The sequence below is a fragment of the Halorubrum sp. GN11_10-6_MGM genome, from assembly GCF_005435165.1.
Lineage (GTDB): Archaea > Halobacteriota > Halobacteria > Halobacteriales > Haloferacaceae > Halorubrum.
Genome location: NZ_SGUC01000007.1, coordinates 55,409 through 73,292 on the forward strand (window position 1 = coordinate 55,409; position 17,884 = coordinate 73,292).

Sequence of the window (17,884 nt, forward strand, 5' to 3'; positions counted from 1 at the left end):
CGCTCGGTACGGGTACCCAGTGGCATCCCGACAGGGCGGGTCGGGGGACGCGGAGCCCCTCGGACCCGGATCGACGGAGCGTCGGACCGCTTCCACGACCGCCGCCGCGAGCGGGACGGCAGACGCGCGGCCCCGGTCCCCGCCGGAGTCGCCGGCGCGCCGCCGCGCTCGGGCCGGGCGACCCGAGCAGACCGACCGAAACGGCGAGTATCGGTCGGTCGACCCGACACACGGCGGGGAGACCGCCGCCCGATCGCCGGAGGACCCGCCGGTTCGCGACCCCTCCCGCTACGCGCTCACCGACCACTTCCGCGAGCGGCTCGAACAGCCGGGTCGGTACGTCTCGACGCGGACCGTGAGCGACGCGATCCGGGAGGGACAGCTCCGGTGGAACCGAACCGACGGCTGGCGGTTCGCCCTCGTCGAGGGCGGCGTCCGCTTCGTCGTGGTCGTGAGCGACACGGAGACCAACTCCCCCGTGGTCGTCACGGGCTGGACCGAAGTCGCGGACCGCGAGGCGGCGCTCGCGGCCGCGCGCTGGGACGGCGTCGACGTCGACACCATCGCGGTGCGGGCCGCGCTGAGCGAGTCCGCAGAGACGCCGATTCCGGACCGGATCCGGCCGCGGACCGTCACCCGGCCGTTCGAGGTGGGCGAGCACCGCCTCGAAACCGAACCGGGCGAGCCGTTCGTGCGCTGTACCGAGTGCGGCTGTCGGTTCCGCTCGAAGGAGGCGATCACCTCGCGGCGGTGCCGAAAACGGTCGCCGGGTCGATAGCTCGCAACTCCGTTTATACGCGATAGCCGAGCGGCGGCGTTGATAGTCCGTAGCCACGGCATGCGGTGGCGCGTGCCTGCGAGCGGTCGCCACCGGCGGCCGCGAGTCATCACGCGCGAGGGAGTTGCGGTCGCCGGAGCAACGCGGACGCGACGTCGACTCCGCTGACCTCCCGACGAGCGTTATAATCCGATGAAGTCGTCGAGTTCGACGTCGGTAACGCGGCCGCCGCAGGCCGCGCACTCTTCCACGCGCTCCGGGGCTGCCCCGCCTTCCATGTGGAGGTTACCGCACTCGGTACACACCTCGAATTCAGCGTCGAGCATGGGGACGGACGTTTTCCGGATCCGCCGTATATGTTTTGTGCCGGCGACGGACGACTCCGGGCGAGACCGACCGTGGAGCCGGTCGCCCGATGACGCTATCCATTTCCGCGTCGCGGCCGAAGCGACGGTGATGACCGAGGACACCGGCGACGACGCCGCCGGAACCGATCACGACGACGGTCTCTCTCTGGACCGCTTCCACGAGGCGCTCGAAGCCGAGGAGCGGCCGGTCGCGACCGCGAGCGAGGTCGCCCGCCGACTCGGGACCACGCAGGCCGCGGCCCGCGACGCGCTCGCCGCGCTCGTCGACCGCGGCGACGTGGACCGGCTCGACGTCGAGGCCGACCCCGTCGTCTTCTATCCGCGCGACTGGGGCGCGTTGGCGAGCCGCGAGCGAGTCGTCGTGTTCCCGGAGCGCCGCGAGATCGTCGTCGACCGCCCGACCCAGTACACGCGGGCGCGGCTCTCGCAGCTCGCGCACCTCGTCGACACTACCGGCACCGAACCCGGCACGCGCGGCTATCTCTATCGCGTCAGACAGGAGGACGTGTGGGCCGCGCCGTTCGACGACGCCGACGCGCTCGTCGACGCGCTGCGCTCCGTCCTCCCGCGCCGGTTCGAACACCTCGAGGACTGGGTCCGCGACCAGTGGCGTCGCGCGCACCGCTTCCGACTGTACACCCACGACGACGACTACGTCGTCCTCGAAGCCGCCTCGGAGAGCCTGATGGGTAACGTCGCCGACCAGCACCTCGACGACGACCACCTCCGCGCGCCGATCTCCGACACCGAGGCGTGGGTGAACGAGGGCGCCGTCGCCGAGATCAAGCGCGCGCTCTACGACGCCGGCTACCCGGTCGAGGACGAACGCGACCTCGAAACCGGCGAGCCCGTCGACGTCGAGCTCACGACCGACCTCCGCGACTACCAGGAGACGTGGGTCGATGAGTTCCTCGACCGCAAGGCGGGGGTGTACGTCGGGCCGCCCGGCTCCGGGAAGACCGTCGCCGCGATCGCGACGATCGCCGCCGTGGGCGGCGAGACGCTGATCTTGGTCCCCTCCCGCGAGCTGGCCGACCAGTGGCGCGAGGAGCTGCTCGACCACTCCACGGTCGACCCCGCGGACGTCGGGCTCTACCACGGCGGCACGAAGGAGATCCGTCCGGTGACGATCGCCACCTACCAGATCGCGGGGATGGATCGCCACCGGAGTCTCTTCGACTCCCGGAAGTGGGGGCTGATCTGCTTCGACGAGTGTCTGACAGGCAACACTATTGTCGAAACACCCTCTGGACGAACGACGTTCGATGAGATTGATACAGAATATGAGTTAGAGGAGGGGTGGACGACAGATGTCGATCTCTCCGTCCGCACCTTCGATCGAGAGCGGGGCGTATACCGATTCACTCCGGTCACGGGAATTTATAAGTCGACGGCACCGGTCGAACAGATCGAAACACGTCAAGGATATCCGATAACGGCGACCGAGGGACACACTCACTTCGTTTTTGATCCCGATACGGGGCGTATTTCGGAACAAAAAGGTGTCTCGGAGGGTGAATTCGTCGTTAGACCGCAAACGGAGTCGGGAGGTTATACCGATACGGACGCGTCCAACACCGCATCTGCTGAACTGCTCGGCTGGTTCCTCGGAGACGGGCACCGAGATCGCCACGGCCACGTGAAGTTCTCGTTCGCACGGAACAAACGGGAGCAGATAGATATTCTTGAAAACCTGTGTAACCGGACCGAGATCGACTACACGGTCTTTGAGAACAGCAGGGGCGATCTCACGTTATGGTCGAAACGCTTTGCGGACCGACTCCCCTGGGATCTCCTGTCCGGGAGTAAGGCACGGAGAGTGACTGTCCCTCCAGCAGCATACGGATGGCATCCGAATCGAACCGGTGCGTTGTTGAGGGGGTTGTTTGACGCCGAGGGATCCGTTGATGAGAAAGGACGGATACAGTTTAACACAGTCTCAGAGCGCCTCGCAAAAGACGTCATCCTGCTTCTACAGCATCTCGGCATTCCGTCAAGTCATCTTCAGATAGACAGAGAGGACTCCCACAGCGATCAGCACCGCGTACTGGTGGCATCCCGATACGGTGTGTTGTTCGCTGAGAAAGTCGGATTCAGGCTACAACACAAATCGGAGCGAATCTCTCTCGGCGAGACTCCTACGACGGGAGTTCCTGTTGGAACATACCTAGAACAAATCAAAGACGACGTGGAACTCTCGAACGAACAGATCGCGGACATGATCGGTGTCGCTCGACAGACGATCGGAGATGTCATTCGTGGAGACAACCGTCTGGGCCAACGACACCTGAGTTCTCTCGCCCAGGGGCTTCGAAGGTACGCACAGACGGATCCGATCTCAGTTGATGCGATGCGAGAGGATAATGGAGTCACGTACGCAGAGATCGGCGACGAACTAAATGTCTCGACCAGTCATGCGTATACCTTGGTCTCCCGAGCGGATGAAAGAACGGAGAAAGTGATCGACGAACGCGAACAACGCTGTCGTATGAAGGCAGCACAGCACGCAGATCGGTTAGCGAGGCTCGAAGATTTACAGATTGCCGAGGTCACCTCGATTACTCAAAAAGGTGTTGAGACGGTTTATGACTTCGAGACGCGAGATCATACGTTCGTTGCGGATGGTTATCTAACGCATAACTGTCATCACATCACCGCCCCCGTCTTTTCCCGGACGGCCGAGCTCCAGAGCAAACACCGCCTCGGCCTCTCGGCGACGCCGGTCAGCGAGACCGGCAGCGAGGAGGAGATCTACACCCTCATCGGCCAACCCATCGGCGCCGACTGGGACGCGCTCTTCGAGGCCGGCTTCGTCCAAGAGCCCGAGGTCGAGATCCGGTACGTCCCGTGGCGCGACGAGCTGGCGCAAAGCGAGTACGCCGCCGCGGACGGTCGGGAGCGTCGGCGCGCCGCGGCCGAGAACCCGGCGAAGGTCGAGGAGATACGCTATCTGCTCGCGGCCCATCGCGACAAGAAGGCGCTCGTCTTCGTCGAGTACCTCGACCACGGGCGAGCGATCGCCGACGCGCTCGACGCCCCGTTCATCAGCGGCGAGACGCCGCACCGCGAGCGCGCCGAACTGTTCCGTCGGTTCCGTGCTGACGACGACGACGCCGAGGACGCCGACCGGGCCCGCGACGACGCCCTCGACGTCCTCGTCGTCTCGCGGGTCGGCGACGAGGGGATCGACCTCCCGAACGCCGAGCTCGCGGTCGTCGCGAGCGGCCTCGGCGGGTCCCGCCGGCAGGGCTCCCAGCGCGCGGGGCGGACGATGCGCCCCTCCGGCTCCGCGCTCGTCTACGTCCTCGCGACCCGCGGGTCGAGCGAGGAGGAGTTCGCGCAGCGACAGATGCGTCACCTCGGTCGGAAGGGCGTCCGCGTCCGGGAGACGAACGTCGCGGAGTGACCGACCGAGGCGGGATCCGACCGCGGGACTGCGCGGGTTCACTCCGGGATCGTTCGGTCGCGTCGAAGCCTTCAACACCCGCCTCGACGACGTCGCGGTATGGACGCGGACGACTCCGCCGGTGACGACGCCCCGTCCGGACCGCCGGACGCCGAGCCCCCGACCGTCGCCGAGGCGGTCGTCGACGCCATGCTCGACCGCGGCGTCGACACCGTCTTCGGCATCCCCGGGAAGCAGACCCTCCCGCTGAACCGCGCGCTCGCCGACCGCGACGCCCGGTTCGTGGTCGCCCGCCACGAGACGGCCGTCCCCCACCAGGCGTGGGGCTACGCCGAGACGAGCGAGCCGGGCGCGATGGCCGCCACCTGCGTCGTCCCGGGGCCGGGCGACACGAACGCGATGAACGGGCTGAAGAACGCCCTGAACGACTGCGTCCCGCTGCTCCACCTCGCCGTCGAGACCGAGCGGTCGGTCCGGGGCGGCGACGGCATCCACGAGACGCCGCCCGAGACGTACGACACCGTCGTCAAGGAGAACGTCCTCGTCGACTCGCCCGCGGGCGCGGTCCCGGCCGTCGTCGAGGCGATCCGGACCGCCCGCGAACACCCGCAAGGGCCGGTCCGCGTCGGGATCCCGAAGGACGTCCTCGCGGGCCGGACCCCGCAGCCGGCGGTGGGCGACCGAGCGCCCTCGCCGCCCTCGGGGCCGCCCGCCGAGGCGGTCGAGGAGGCCGCCTCCCTGCTCGGCGACGCGACCGCGCCCGTCGTCCTCGCCGGCGGCGGGGTGCGGCGCTCGGGCGCGACCGACGCGCTCCGGTCGGTCGCGGAGGAGTTGGACGCGCCCGTCGCGACGACGTACAAGGGGAAGGGGACGCTGCCCGAAACGCACCCGCTGTCGGCCGGGGTCCTCTGTGGCGGTGCGAGCGCCGACCTCCGCGATCTCCTCGCGGGCGCGGACGTCGGACTCGTCGTCGGCTCCGACCTCGACGCGGTCGCGACCGCCTCGTGGTCCGTCTCGATGCCGGAGACGCTGATCCACGTCACGCTGGACGGCGACGACGTCGGGTTCGGCTACGAGACCGACCTCGGCGTCGTCGCCGACGCCGACCGCTTCCTGCGCGCGCTCGACGACCGACTCGACCGAGGCGCCGCCGTCGACGGCGCGGGCGACGACTCCCGCGCTCGCTCGGGCGCCGAGCGCGCCGGGGCGGTTCGGACCGCCGACCGCGAGCGGTTCGCGGCGCTGGCGGGGGCGGCCGACGTCGACGACGACCGCGACCACCGCCCGCTCCGCTCCGTCGAGGTCCTCTCGGCGGTGCGCGACGCGGTCCCCGAGGAGGCGGTGGTGACCGCGGACGCCGGCGGGTTCCGCCTGTGGACGCTTGTCTCGTTCCCCGCCTCCGGGCCGCGCTCCTACGTCAACCCCGGCTCGTGGGCGACGATGGGGACCGGCCTCCCGTCCGCGATCGGCGCCAAGCTGGCGAACCCCGACCGCGACGTCGTCGCGCTCACCGGCGACGGCGGGCTCATGATGTGCGTTCACGAGCTCCACACCCTCGCGGCGGAGGGGATCGACGTGACGGTCGTCGCGCTCAACAACGACGACTACGCGATCATCAGCGAGGAGGCGTCGCGCTCGTACGAGTTCCCCGAGGGCGCCTACGGCTGGGCAGACGCCGGGCTCGACCTCGTCGCGGTCGCATCGGGGATGGGCCTGCCGGCGGAGCGGGTCCGCGACCGCGACGCCGTCGGCGACGCCGTCGAACGCGCACGCGACCGCGACGGGCCGGCGCTCGTCGAGGTCGTCACCGACCCGGCCGAACCGCAGGCGAGCGAGTGGATGACGGGGGGGCGGCCCGGCGAGCGCCCCGACGAGTGACGGCGCGTCGCGCGTGAGCGGGTCCGGGGAACCTCACCGGCTCCGACGGCGTGTCCCTTTCACGCCGAGCGTTTCCGAGATTTGAAGCGATCTATATCAGCGTCGCTTTCCGAGGTTCTCGCATGCGAAATCCGTGGGTCCACGACGACGTGCCGGACGGCGCCGGGAGCGGGTACGACGGCCCCGTCCGCCTGCTGGCGGCGTTCATGTGGGGGACGCTGGCCCTCGGCGTCGGCGGGTTCGTCCTGCTCTCCGGCGCCGGCGTCGTCGATCTGGCCGACGGCGGCTCGCTCGGCGCGGTCGTCACCGGGGTCGTCGCCGCGCTGGCGCTGGCGCTGGTGCTTCCGATCCTGTTGAAACTCCTCGCAATCTCGCGAGCGCTCGCCCTCCTCGCGTTCCTCGGGACCGGCGCCGCAGTCGGTCGGTTCGTGATCGCTCGCGAACCGGAGCGGTTCCGGGCGCTCCTCGACGCGCGCGACGCGCTCACCGAGAACGCGGGCGCGCTCGGCGACCTCTTCGAGACCGTCGACGCGGTGTCGCCCACGGCGGTCGGCGCCGCGACGGCGGCGGTCGACGGCGCGCTCGCCGCGGTCCTCGCGCTCCCGGCCGCGTGAGATCTTCTCGCCCCGTCTCTGGGCGTCGCGTCCGCTCGCGCTCCCCGGGACGTGAGTCTTAACAACACTCGTTGTGAATCTCACCCATGACGCATCCGAACGACGTCGCCGTTGGAATCGTCGGCCTCGGCGGCATCGGCGCCCACCACGCGACGAAGCTGACCGAGCGCGGCGCGAACCTCGTCGGCGGGATGGACATCGACGCGGACGCCCGCGCGCGGTTCCACGAGGAGTTCGACGTGCCAGCCTACGAGGACGAGACGGACCTCTACGACGCCTGCGACGCCGTGTTCGTCACCACGCCGAACCGCTTCCACGAGGAGTACGCGACCTCGGCGCTGTCGGCCGGCCTCGACGTCCTCTTGGAGAAGCCGCTCGCGCACACGCTCGACAGCGCCGAGCGCATCGCCGACGCCGCCCGCGACGCCGAGGGGTTCTGTACCGTCGGGTTCAACAACCGGTTCGCGGAGCCGGTTCAGGTTATCAAACACTACCAAGACGAGGGGCGGTTCGGCGAGACCAGCCACGTCGAGGCGAACTACGTCCGGCGACGCGGCGTCCCCGGCCGCGGATCGTGGTTCACGTCCGGCGAGGTCGCCGGCGGCGGCGCGCTCATCGACATCGGCGTCCACGCGATCGACCTCGCGCTCCACTTCCTCGATCACCCCGAGGTCGTCGAGGTCTCCGGGGAGACGCGCTCTGAGTTCGGCGGCCGCGACGACTACGCGTACATCCACATGTGGGGCGAGGACGCCGGGCCGGAGGGGTTCGACGTCGACGACTCCGCCTCCGCGTTCATCCGCGCCGAAGACGGCTCGACGGTCTCGCTTGAGGTCGCGTGGGCGACGAACCGCCCGTCGAACGAGGAGTTCGTCGTTCGCGGCACGGAAGCGGGGGCGACGTTCGACCGCGGCAGCGACGACCTCGCGATCCACGAGGCGGGCGTCGGCGGGAGCCACCACCTCGCAGACACCGAGGTCGAGACCCGCGAGGAGGACGGCCACGCCGCCGAGCAGGCGGCGTTCCTCGACGCGGTCGCCGCGGGCGAGGCGCCCGCGATCAACACCGTCGAGGAGGGGCTCCGCGTCCAGCGCGTCATCGACGCGATCTACCGGTCCTCGGAGACCGGCGCGGCGGTGCGACTCGACTGAGGCGAAGCAATCATTCGGAGGCGGCGACGACGATTTATAAACCGACCCGGTGCCCTCGCGGGCAGCGGGCGGGACTCGAAGCGCAGGGGATTCGACGGTCTCGGTCACCGAATCGCGCCCGGCGAAAACGCTCATCTATCGTCCGCAATGGGAACCTATTCGGTGTTGGGGGCCGTCCTCGCGCACAACTCGTGACCAGCGATCCCGGCCCGACGCCGCCCTCCGAACGCATCACCAGCCTCGACGCGCTCCGGGGGTTCGCGCTGCTCGGCATCCTCGTCATCAACATTCGCGTCTTCTCGATGCCGGAACAGACCCTCCTCAACCCCAACGTGTACGGCGATTTCGCCGGCGTGAACTACTGGACGTGGTTCGTCGGTCACGTGTTCGCGCAGTCGAAGTTCATCACGATCTTCTCGGCGCTGTTCGGCGCGGGCGTCCTCCTGTTCGTCGAGAGCAAAGAGGAGAAGGGCCAAGACGCCGTCCGGCTCCACCTCCGCCGGACCGCGGTGCTGATCGCGATCGGACTCCTCCACGCCTACCTGCTGTGGTACGGCGACATCCTCGTCACGTACGGACTCACCGGTATCTTCCTGCTGTTCGTCCGCGACCTCGACGCCCGTCGGCTCGCCGGGCTGGCCGGGATTTTTCTGCTGTTCGTCCCGGCGATCGAGCTGTTCGCGGCCGTGTCGATCGGCGGGGAGGCGATCGCCGGCCAGTGGCTGCCCTCGGAGGCCGCGATCCGGCAGGAGGTGGCCACCTATCGCGGCGGCTGGCTCGAACAGATGAGCCACCGCGTCGACTCCTCGTTCCAGCGACAGACGAGCGGGTTCATCGGGTCGAGCTTCTGGCGGGTCGGCGGGGTCATGCTGCTCGGCATGGCGCTGTACAAGCGGGGCGTGCTGACCGGTGAGCGCTCGACGGCGTTCTACCGCCGGCTCGTCGCCGGGGGCGTCGTCGGCGTCGGGATCGTCGTCGCGGGCGTCGCGTACATCGAGGCGAACGACTGGAGCGCGGGCGCCGCGCTGTACTGGCGCCAGTTCAACTACGTCGGGAGCCTCCTCGTCGCCGGCGGCTACGTCGGGCTGGTCACCCTGTTCGTCCGCCGGCGCGGGGACGGGATCGTGACGCGCGCGCTCGCCGCCGTCGGGCGCACCGCGTTCACCAACTACCTGCTCCAGACCGTGATCGCAACGACGATCTTCTACGGCCACGGACTCGGCCTGTTCGGCTCCGTGAGCCGCGTCGAGGCGATGGGGATCGTCGTCGCCATCTGGGCGGTCCAGATCCCGCTCTCGGTTCTCTGGCTGCGCTACTTCCGGTTCGGCCCCGTCGAGTGGGTGTGGCGGACGCTCACCTACGGGGAGGCGCAGCCGATGCGGCTCGGGGACTGATCGGCGCCGCGCTCTTCGGCGCGGCGATCCGGACGCGCCCGTTCTCCGAACTGAGACTCGCGAGGACACGTTCAACACCCGGGCGGCGAACGTCTCGCCCATGCCCGGCTTCGACGTCCACGACCACCGCCACGAACTGAAACAGCTCCGCGACGCGGGCGCGACGAGCCTCTGGGAGAACCGTGCGGAGATGGCGTGTCCGGTGTGCGACGACGTCTTCTCGCGGCTGTTCGTCACCGAGCAGCGCGGGACGACGTTCCCCGAGAACGACGGCGCCCGGTTCTGCCTGCTCCGCGACGGCGACGCGGTGTACTTGTTCAGGCACTGAGCCCGCGCTCTCGTTCGGTCCACGCCGCGCGACCGCCGGGGAACGCCTCGCCGGTCAGTCGTCGCCCACGGGGTCGACGGCGGGCTCGGGGTCGTCGATGTACCGCTCGGTCCACGTGCCGCGCGAGAACCACGCGACGCCGACGACGGCGCCGAGGACGTTCCCGAGCGCCATCCCCACCCAGACGCCGGTCTCGCCCCAGCCGGCCACGAACACGAGGTACGCCACGCTCGCGACCCGGCCGACCCAGAGGGTGAGAATCGAGATGACCATCGCGGTCTTCGTGTTTCCGGCGCCGCGGAACGCACCTAAGATCACCTGCGAGACGCCGATGAAGGCGAACTCCACCGACCGGATCCGGACGTACTCGACGGCGTAGGAGATCGTCGCGGGCGCGTCCGGCACGTCGCCGAGGAACGCCCCGACGATCGGCTCGGTGAACGCGATGGCGACGACCGCGACGAGGAACATCACGCCCGCGCCGGTCGTGGCGGCGAACTTCACCGCCTTGGCGGCGCGGTCGGCGCGGTCCGCGCCGAGGTTCTGCCCGACCATCGTGTCGATGGCGCGCCCGAGCCCCATCGCAGGGAGGAAGACGAGCGAGATGAGCCGGTTCCCGAGGCCGTACGCCGCGACGACCGGCGGCGAGAACGTCACGATCATCGCCGTGAGCGTGATCATCGCGAGCGCGCTCGTCGTCTGCTCGACGCTGGAGGGGAGCCCGAGCCGGAAGATGTCGCGGATGAAGTCGAGGTCGGGCGCGAGGTGGCCGAGCGTCACGTCGGGGCCGTAGCCGGTGCCGAAGAGGACCCAGAGCCCGATCGCGGTCGCGACGCCCCGCGAGAGGATCGTCGCCAGCGCGGCGCCCTCGATGCCGATCCCGGTGACACCGGTCGCCGACAGCAGCGTCGCCTCCAGCGCGACCGGGTCGAGCGCGGCGACGCCCGGCACCGCCGCGAGCCACTCGAACAGCGGGTTCCCGTCGAACCCGAAGATGAAGAACGGGTCCAACAGGACGTTCAGGAGGACGGAGACGAACATCACGGCCATCGGCGTCCGGGTGTCGCCGTAGCCGCGCATCAGCGCCGAGAAGACGAAGAACCCGAACATCAGGGGGATCCCGGCGAAGATGACCTCCATGTAGTCGGCCGCGAGGGGGATGACGGTCGCCGCGGTGGCCGGGTCGCTCGGAAGGAGTTCGAGGGCGGGCCGAGTGTAGAAGTAGCCCCCGATCCCGATCAACACGGACAGCACCGAGACGGTGAAGATGGTCTGTCCCGCCACGAGCCCCGCGGAGCGGTCGCCATCGGCGCCGGTGTACTGCGCGACAAGGATCGCGCCCGCCGTGGTGAAGCCGCCGGCGACCGCGATCAGCAGGAAGATGAGGGGGAACGCGAGGCTGATCGCGCCGACGGCCTCCGCCGACAGGCGGCCGAGGTAGAGCGTGTCGACGATGTTGTACGTCACCTGTAACAGCTGGATGACGACGATCGGCCACGCCAAGCGGAACAGCGGGCGCAGGAGGCTTCCCTCGGTGATCGACTCCTCGTCGATGGGGGCGTCGTCGCCACTCTCGGGACCGTCGCTCGCTCCGTCGAGGTCGTCTGGCGGGTCGGAGGGATCGGCAGCGGGCTCGTCGCTCACTGCTATATAAACGCCGGGCGCGCTCTATCAGGCTTCCGATCCGGTCAGCGGTCCGCCTCGCTGTCAGGAGATCTCGAGGGTACATCACCCGAAGCCTCGCCCTCCGTCGCGGCGGCTTCAGATCCGGCCGCTCCCCCCGGGCGGTCGGCGTCGACGGGCGCCGCAGCCTCCGAATCGCCATCGACGGGCGCCGCCACCTCCGAATCGGTGTCGACGCGGGCGACGCCGGAGGTGTCGTCGAAGACGAGGTGACGGTGCGGGTACGCCATCTCGACGTCGGCGTCGGCGAGGCGCTCGCGGATCTCGGTGTTCACGTCCGACTGGACCTTCGCCAGCTTGTACGGTTTCTTCACCCAGTACCGAAGCCGCAACAGGATCCCGTCGTCGCCGAACTCGTGGAGGCGGCAGTCGGGACCGGCCATGTACCGCGCCACGCCGATCCGGATGTCGGGGCCGCCGTCGATGACGGCCTCGCAGTCCCGCGCCGCGCGCTCGATGAGTCGGCGGGCCTCGGGGATGTCGCTCTCGTAGGTGACCAGCACGTCGATCGACCGGCGCGTGCGCTCGTCTTCGGCGGAGAAGTTCGTCACGTCGCGCTCGCGCATCGTCCCGTTCGGCACGACGAGGAAGGTGTTGTCGACGGTGAAAATCTTCGTGTACCGGATCGTGATGTCCTCGACGAACCCCGCGGTCCCGTCCTCTAACTCGATCATGTCGCCGATCTCGAACGGCTGGTCGGCGAGGACGAACACGCCGTTGATGAAGTTCCCCACCAGCGGCGCGAGGACGATACCGATGACCGCCGAGAACACCGCCGTCCCGAGGAGGAGTTCCTCGAACTGAAATCCGGCCGCGCTGAGGCCGACGAGCAGCGCGGCCGCGATCGTCCCCGCCCGGACGCCGCGGACGATCGTCTGCGCGACGCTCTGCCGGGACACGCGCCGAGCCACGGGCCGACCGATCAGTCGGACGACGAAGTTGGCGACGACGACCCCGATCGCCAGCGACGCGACGACGATCAGGACGTTCGTTCCCGGGAGGCCCGCGATCCGAGACCCGAGGCCGTCCAGCCGCGACGCGATTCCCGCGACCGCCGCCACCGCCGGGAAGCCCATGCCGAATCCGGCGTCGGCCACCGGAAAAAGCGTTTCTCCCCGCGCCGGTCGGAGACGGCCGATCCCCGACGACCGACCCTCAACGACCGAATCCCGCGATCGCTCCCCGACGATCGCCTCCGACGGCCAGCACGGCGGGGTGAACCACTATGACGCGCGGCGGGGGAACCACTATGACGCGGCTGAGCGAACGGGAGAACATGTCGCAACCACCAAAGGATCCGACCGTACCGAGGTTCAGCGTCGAACACGACTCCGATCCGGGCGAAACCTTGATAGCCGGGTTCTCCTCGTTCGGGCTCGCCGGGCTGACCGCCGTCGACTACTTGATCGACGACCTCGACCTCGAAGCGACCGGTCACGTCCGGATCGACGGCGCTCCGTCGATCACGCCGTTCACGAAGGGGACGCCGCGACATCCGATCCGACTGTACACCGCCCCCGAGCTCGACGTAACCGTTCTGGTCGCCGAGCAGTTCGTCCCGCCGTTCCTCGGCGAACTGTTCGCGGACGCCCTCCTCGACTGGACGGAGGAGAACGGGATCGGAGAGATCGCGGTGTTGGCGGGCGTCCCCGTGGCGCACGGCCCCGACGCCCACCGCACGTTCCACATCGCCACCGAGGACTACCGCGCCGCTCGCCTCGGAGACGAGACCGACGTCCCCGCGATGGAGTCGGGGTTCCTCGACGGGGCGAACGCCGGACTGCTCGAACGCGGCATCGACTCGCCGCTCGGCGTCGGGGTGTTCGTCACGCCCGTCCACGCGCAGGCGCCCGACGTCGACGCCGCGGTGCGGCTCGTCGACACCGCGAACGCGATCTACGACCTCGGCGTGGACGCGGCCCCGCTGGAGGCGTTCGCCCAAGAGATCCGCCGTCGCTACGAGGACCTCGCCGAGCGGATCGAAGAGCGGGAGCCGGAGGGGACCTACGATCGGATGTACATGTGACCAGTCGGCGGCACGCGTGGTCGGTCGGTGGTGTACCCGGTCGGCGGCACCTGTGGCCGGCCGACGGTTCGAGCGTGTGACCGAACTCTGAAAACGCGTACAACTCGACTCATAGTAAAAAGCTATAATCCCTGCCCCCGTCCGTCCGACCATGACAGACGATCTCCGCGACACCCTCGATCGCGTCGGGGACCGGTTCAACCTCGGCGAGTACGAGATCGACGCGTATCTGGCGGTGCTGGAACACGGAGAGCTGACGGCGAGCGACATCGCCGACCGGACCGACATCCCGCAGCCGCGGGTGTACGACACCGTCCGGAGCCTCTCCGACCGCGGACTCGTCGAGCTCCGCGAGTCGCGGCCGATGAAGATCGTGGCAGTCGACCCGGACGACGCGTTCGGCGACCTGCGCTCGTCGTTCGCCGAGATGGTCGACGAGCTCGAGGCCCGATACACCGCGCCGACCCGCGAGACGGAGGCGGTGTCGCTCGTGAAGTCGCGCTCGACGATCCTTCGGTACCTCGAAGAGGTGATCGCGAACGCGGAGTACGAGCTCGCGCTGTCGCTCACCCCCGGCCTCCTCCGCCGGTTCCGCGACGAGCTCGCCGCGAAGGTCGCCGCGGGCGTCAGCGTCGAGCTGCTCGTCACGCCCGCGTCGAACGCCCCCGACCCGACCGAGTTCGACTACTTGGAGGTCGCGACCATCGCCCGCGCCCGACGGGGGATCACGACGCCCGTCCTCGCGGTCGGCGATGGGGAGTACTCCGTCTACGCCACGCAGGACGCCCTGCGCGACGACCGCGAGCGCTACGGCGTCATCTTCAACCGCTCCGCGCTCGGCTTCCTCGTCTCCGGCTTCTTCGGGACCGTGCTGTGGACGACCGCGGAGACGCTCGCCGCCGACGGCGAGGAGCGACCATTCCCCCGACGCTACGCCTCGATCCGTCGCGCCGTGAAGGACGTCCGCGAGTTCGACGGCGAGCAGTTCTACGCGACCGTCGAGGGGCGCGACATCGAGACCGGCGAGGAGGTGACGGTCCGCGGGAAAGTGGTCGACGTCGCCTTCGTCGACACGGAGGAGGTCGCGTCGCTCGTCGTCGAGACCGAGAACGGGCGCGTCGAGATCGGCGGCCGCGTCGCCGCCCTGGAAGACGTCGAGGGGCAGGAGATCGTCATCGGCCGCGACGAGCCGCCGGCGCTGTGAGGCGAGTGCGCAACGCCGCGGCGTCGCCGTTCAAGTGTCCGGAGACCGAAGCCGGGTCGTGACCGACGACGCGCGTTCCGACGACGACCCGGCGGCGCCGACCGTCTCGTGTGAACGGTGCGACCGCGAGTGGAAACTCGACCGCGACCGCGACGACCTCGGCCCGGGGAGCCACGCGATCGAGCAGTTCGCGCTCGACCACGAGCGCCACACCGGCCACTACCCGGACGACGTGACCCCGTGGCTCGCCAGCTGCGACCGCTGTCCCGACGGCGAGCGGTTCCTCTCGGAGCGCCCGGCGCGCCGCTGGGCGCGGACCCACGCCCGACACACGCGCCACGCCGTGCGGCTCGACCCCCCGACCGGCGACGTCGAGGTCGTCTCGGCCGAGGGCCCCTCTGAGCGCTCCCCGCCGTGACGGCCAGCCGCCACACCGACAGCGTATTTACGTCGCGGCTCCCACCGCTCTGACATGACCCTCGTCGTGGTCCCGGTCCGATATCCTCCCTCGTCGCACTCGGCCGCGACGCTCCGGGAGGCGGTCCGCGTCGCCGAAGAGCGCGACGCCGAGCTGACGATTCTCCACGTGGACTTATATCAGCGCTCCGGAGGCGTCTCGCGCAGCGACCTCAAGCGCGCGGTCGAAGAGCGAATCGGTCGGATCGACCGCGCCCGCTACGTCGTCCGGCGCGGCTTCCTCGTCGAGGAGACGATCCTCGAAGAGATCGTCGCCGAGGGCGCCGACGTCGTCGTCATCGGATCGAAGCAGGCCGGCCGGTGGCGCCGGATGGTCCAGAAGCTGCTCTCGGACCCCGACATCGACTCGTTCCTCCGCGGCGAGCTCGACTGTACCGTGATCACCGTCGACGCCGACGGCGGGACCACGACCAACGAGGTCGACGAGGACGCCGCGCCGCTTCCCGAGGACGCCGGCGACTAGCCGGGCGTCCGTCGGGCCGGACGCCTCCGCGACCCGCCGCTACGCCTCCGCGACCTCGTACCGCCGCTCGTACTCGATGACGGTCGACACGCGGTCGGCGACCGCCTCGCCGAACTCTCGCTCGACGACGTACAGCGCTAGGTCGATCCCCGAGGTGACCCCGCCCGCGGAGAGGAGGTCGCCGTCGTCGACGACGCGGGCGTCGACGACCTCGGCGCCCGACTCCCGGAGTTCCTCGATCGCCGAGGCGTGCGTGACGGCGCGCCGCCCGTCGGTGACGCCCGCCTCCGCCAGCAGCATCGACCCGGTACACACCGAGGCGATCCGCGTGCCGGCCTCGTGGTGTGCCCTCAGCGCGCGTGGCACGTCTCCCTTCCGCGCCTCGGCCCACGCGCTCGCCTCCTCGTCGCGCGCGCTCCACCCGCCGCCGGGCACGACGAGCAGGTCGGGCGCGTCCGCCGCCTCCGGGTCGGGGAGCGTCCCGTCCACGCCGACGCGGGTCCCGTGGCTCGCGGTCACCCGCTCGCGCTCGCCGAGCGTGACGTACCGGACGCGGCCGGCATCGCCGCCCGACGCGCCCTCGGTCGCGCCGCGTTCCTCGGCGGCGTAGCCGAGCGCGTAGTCGAACACCTCGTACGGGCCGATCCCGTCCAGTTCGTCGAACCCGTCGTACAGCAGCACGTCGACGTTCATGACGGTCCGAACGACGGCGGACGGCTTGTGCGTTCCCCTCTCGGCGACGCCGTGCCACCGCACCGTTCCCGCCGCGCGCGTCAGTCGTCGGCGAACGCGGCCGCGACGCGCTCGACGTCGCTGACGACGCGGTCCGGGTCGAGCCGCTCGCCGCGGTAGGCGCGCTCGACGGTCCCGTCGGGGTTGACGAGGAAGGTCACGACGTTGTGGGTGAAGTCGTACCCCGGGAGCCGGTCGCTGTCGGTCGTCCGCTCGAAACCGATCCCCAGCTCGTCTTCGACCACGGCCTCCGCGCGCTCGGGGGTGGCCGGCCGGAGGTAGATCCAGTTGCCAGCGTCGAGGTCGGCACCGACCGAGGCGGCGTTGTCGCGGAGCGCGGCCGCGTCGTCGCGCTCGGGATCGAAGGTGATCGGGAGGAAGTACACCTCGTCGGTCAGCTCCGCCGCCGCGACGCGGCGCTGTACCGTCGCCCACTGCCGGAGCAGGATCGAACACTCCCCGGGACAGAAGGTGAACACGCCGGTCACGAGGGCGGTCCGGTCGAGCGCGTCGCTGTCGAACGTCCCGTCCGCGAGCGGGGCCGGCAGCTCGAACGACGGGAGCGGCTGGCCGTACGCGGGGTACGCGAGGTCCTCGCTGTCTGCGATCTGGTCCTCCTGCGGGTCGAGCACGACGCCGTCCGGCGATTCGCCGAACAAGCGCGACGTACAGCCCGCGAGGGATCCGGAAGCGACCGTTCCGGCCCCGGCGAGCAGCGTGCGGCGCTTCATACCGAGGCGAACGGCCGAGCGTCGCATAACGCGTCTGGTGCGATCGACGAACGATCGGGACCGGCGCCGATATCGTCACTCCTCGGCGTCGAAGAGCGAGTCGACCGTGCGGACGAAGCGGTCGACGAGCCGGTCGGGCAGCGACGGTGACACCTCGCCGAGGAGCGCGGCCGTCCGCTCGGGGCGCGCCAGCGAGACGGTCATCGGGCGGTCGGGGGACTTCTCGACGACCCCGTGGTCGGCGAGCGTCGAGACGTGCCACGACACCGTGCTCTTCGCGAGGTCGAGGTCGTCAGCGAGCGCCGCCGGTCGGGTCGGGCCGTCCGCGTGGAGCCGGACGACGATCTCGCGGGCCGTCTCCCGTCTAAGGAACGCGAGGGTCCGGCGGTCCCACGCGTCGACCGCCGGATCGAAGTAGTGCGCGCGCCCGCCGATCCGCTCGACCGCGAGCTCGCCGTCGCGGACGAGCCGGCGGAGGTGGTACTGCGTCTGCCCGGTCGCGATGTCGAGGTCGCGGCCGATCCGGTTGAAGTGGACGCCGGGGGTGTCGCGGACGTGGCGTCGGATCCGGGCTCTGGTGTCCGACATTCGTGGCTGGCCGTCCTACCCCCTCGCGGGATAAAAGGCGCCCGTGCGGTCTCCGCGGCTGGG

Annotated in this window: 17 protein-coding genes; 11 read left to right on the forward strand and 6 right to left on the reverse strand. The window is 69.9% G+C overall.

Going from position 1 to position 17,884, the window contains the following annotated elements:
* Positions 1-19 precede the first annotated feature (19 nt).
* Positions 20-778 carry a hypothetical protein gene (locus EXE46_RS05580; RefSeq protein ID WP_137687497.1) on the forward strand — a complete coding sequence of 253 codons (759 nt, stop codon included), beginning with the start codon at positions 20-22 and terminating at the stop codon, positions 776-778.
* A gap of 182 nt (positions 779-960) precedes the next feature.
* Here the strand turns inward: EXE46_RS05580 and EXE46_RS17035 are convergent, their stop codons facing one another.
* On the reverse strand, positions 961-1,104 hold the full coding sequence (locus EXE46_RS17035) for a hypothetical protein (protein ID WP_199234111.1): 144 nt from the start codon (positions 1,102-1,104) through the stop codon (positions 961-963).
* Between the two features lie 130 nt (positions 1,105-1,234).
* Between EXE46_RS17035 and EXE46_RS16770 the strand changes: the two genes are divergently transcribed.
* The 6 genes from EXE46_RS16770 to EXE46_RS05615 all read left to right on the forward strand — a co-directional run bounded on the left by EXE46_RS16770 (position 1,235) and on the right by EXE46_RS05615 (position 9,917).
* A complete protein-coding gene (locus EXE46_RS16770; protein ID WP_158413925.1) occupies positions 1,235-4,552 on the forward strand; it encodes an LAGLIDADG family homing endonuclease in 3,318 nt (1,105 codons plus the stop codon).
* 99 nt (positions 4,553-4,651) lie between these two features.
* Positions 4,652-6,430, forward strand: coding sequence for a thiamine pyrophosphate-binding protein (locus EXE46_RS05595; RefSeq protein WP_137687498.1), 1,779 nt, complete (start codon positions 4,652-4,654; stop codon positions 6,428-6,430).
* A gap of 122 nt (positions 6,431-6,552) precedes the next feature.
* Positions 6,553-7,044: a hypothetical protein gene (locus EXE46_RS05600; protein WP_137687499.1), complete on the forward strand. Its 492-nt coding sequence runs from the start codon at positions 6,553-6,555 to the stop codon at positions 7,042-7,044.
* Positions 7,045-7,130: 86 nt separating this feature from the next.
* Entirely contained in the window at positions 7,131-8,195 is a 1,065-nt protein-coding gene (locus EXE46_RS05605) for a Gfo/Idh/MocA family protein (RefSeq protein ID WP_137687500.1), read from the forward strand.
* A 191-nt stretch (positions 8,196-8,386) separates the two neighbouring features.
* Positions 8,387-9,589, forward strand: a complete 1,203-nt coding sequence (locus tag EXE46_RS05610; protein WP_137687501.1) for a DUF418 domain-containing protein — start codon at positions 8,387-8,389, stop codon at positions 9,587-9,589.
* A 100-nt stretch (positions 9,590-9,689) separates the two neighbouring features.
* Positions 9,690-9,917, forward strand: coding sequence for a flagella cluster protein (locus EXE46_RS05615; protein WP_137687502.1), 228 nt, complete (start codon positions 9,690-9,692; stop codon positions 9,915-9,917).
* A gap of 54 nt (positions 9,918-9,971) precedes the next feature.
* Here EXE46_RS05615 and EXE46_RS05620 read toward each other — a convergent pair whose 3' ends face one another.
* Together EXE46_RS05620 and EXE46_RS05625 are read right to left on the reverse strand one after the other, a co-directional pair.
* Positions 9,972-11,561 (reverse strand): MATE family efflux transporter, encoded by a 1,590-nt coding sequence (locus EXE46_RS05620; protein ID WP_137687503.1) that lies wholly within the window; start codon positions 11,559-11,561, stop codon positions 9,972-9,974.
* 44 nt (positions 11,562-11,605) lie between these two features.
* Positions 11,606-12,676 (reverse strand): mechanosensitive ion channel family protein, encoded by a 1,071-nt coding sequence (locus EXE46_RS05625; RefSeq protein WP_137687504.1) that lies wholly within the window; start codon positions 12,674-12,676, stop codon positions 11,606-11,608.
* Positions 12,677-12,876: 200 nt separating this feature from the next.
* Between EXE46_RS05625 and EXE46_RS05630 the strand changes: the two genes are divergently transcribed.
* From EXE46_RS05630 to EXE46_RS05645, 4 genes are all read left to right on the forward strand, one after another.
* Complete coding sequence (locus tag EXE46_RS05630) at positions 12,877-13,626, forward strand: proteasome assembly chaperone family protein (RefSeq protein WP_137687505.1); 750 nt, start codon at positions 12,877-12,879, stop codon at positions 13,624-13,626.
* A gap of 151 nt (positions 13,627-13,777) precedes the next feature.
* On the forward strand, positions 13,778-14,830 hold the full coding sequence (gene trmB / locus EXE46_RS05635; protein ID WP_137687506.1) for an HTH-type sugar sensing transcriptional regulator TrmB: 1,053 nt from the start codon (positions 13,778-13,780) through the stop codon (positions 14,828-14,830).
* A 58-nt stretch (positions 14,831-14,888) separates the two neighbouring features.
* Complete coding sequence (locus tag EXE46_RS05640) at positions 14,889-15,248, forward strand: hypothetical protein (protein WP_137687507.1); 360 nt, start codon at positions 14,889-14,891, stop codon at positions 15,246-15,248.
* A gap of 54 nt (positions 15,249-15,302) precedes the next feature.
* Positions 15,303-15,770 (forward strand): universal stress protein, encoded by a 468-nt coding sequence (locus EXE46_RS05645; protein WP_137687508.1) that lies wholly within the window; start codon positions 15,303-15,305, stop codon positions 15,768-15,770.
* 39 nt (positions 15,771-15,809) lie between these two features.
* Here EXE46_RS05645 and EXE46_RS05650 read toward each other — a convergent pair whose 3' ends face one another.
* From EXE46_RS05650 to EXE46_RS05660, 3 genes are all read right to left on the reverse strand, one after another.
* A complete protein-coding gene (locus EXE46_RS05650) occupies positions 15,810-16,463 on the reverse strand; it encodes a DJ-1/PfpI family protein (RefSeq protein WP_137687509.1) in 654 nt (217 codons plus the stop codon).
* An 80-nt stretch (positions 16,464-16,543) separates the two neighbouring features.
* The gene (locus EXE46_RS05655; RefSeq protein ID WP_137687510.1) at positions 16,544-17,233 is read right to left on the reverse strand and encodes an SCO family protein; all 690 of its coding nucleotides are present in this window, start codon (positions 17,231-17,233) and stop codon (positions 16,544-16,546) included.
* A 75-nt stretch (positions 17,234-17,308) separates the two neighbouring features.
* Entirely contained in the window at positions 17,309-17,821 is a 513-nt protein-coding gene (locus tag EXE46_RS05660) for a helix-turn-helix domain-containing protein (protein WP_137687511.1), read from the reverse strand.
* Between the last annotated feature and the right edge of the window lie 63 nt (positions 17,822-17,884).

Coding starts and splice junctions, on each gene's coding strand:
- EXE46_RS17035 (WP_199234111.1), bottom strand. CDS start 1,104: ATGCTCGACGCTGAATTCGAGGTGTGTACCGAGTGCGGTAACCTCCAC.
- EXE46_RS16770 (WP_158413925.1), top strand. CDS start 1,235: ATGACCGAGGACACCGGCGACGACGCCGCCGGAACCGATCACGACGAC.
- EXE46_RS05595 (WP_137687498.1), top strand. CDS start 4,652: ATGGACGCGGACGACTCCGCCGGTGACGACGCCCCGTCCGGACCGCCG.
- EXE46_RS05600 (WP_137687499.1), top strand. CDS start 6,553: ATGCGAAATCCGTGGGTCCACGACGACGTGCCGGACGGCGCCGGGAGC.
- EXE46_RS05605 (WP_137687500.1), top strand. CDS start 7,131: ATGACGCATCCGAACGACGTCGCCGTTGGAATCGTCGGCCTCGGCGGC.
- EXE46_RS05615 (WP_137687502.1), top strand. CDS start 9,690: ATGCCCGGCTTCGACGTCCACGACCACCGCCACGAACTGAAACAGCTC.
- EXE46_RS05625 (WP_137687504.1), bottom strand. CDS start 12,676: ATGGGCTTCCCGGCGGTGGCGGCGGTCGCGGGAATCGCGTCGCGGCTG.
- EXE46_RS05630 (WP_137687505.1), top strand. CDS start 12,877: ATGTCGCAACCACCAAAGGATCCGACCGTACCGAGGTTCAGCGTCGAA.
- trmB (WP_137687506.1), top strand. CDS start 13,778: ATGACAGACGATCTCCGCGACACCCTCGATCGCGTCGGGGACCGGTTC.
- EXE46_RS05645 (WP_137687508.1), top strand. CDS start 15,303: ATGACCCTCGTCGTGGTCCCGGTCCGATATCCTCCCTCGTCGCACTCG.
- EXE46_RS05650 (WP_137687509.1), bottom strand. CDS start 16,463: ATGAACGTCGACGTGCTGCTGTACGACGGGTTCGACGAACTGGACGGG.
- EXE46_RS05655 (WP_137687510.1), bottom strand. CDS start 17,233: ATGAAGCGCCGCACGCTGCTCGCCGGGGCCGGAACGGTCGCTTCCGGA.
- EXE46_RS05660 (WP_137687511.1), bottom strand. CDS start 17,821: ATGTCGGACACCAGAGCCCGGATCCGACGCCACGTCCGCGACACCCCC.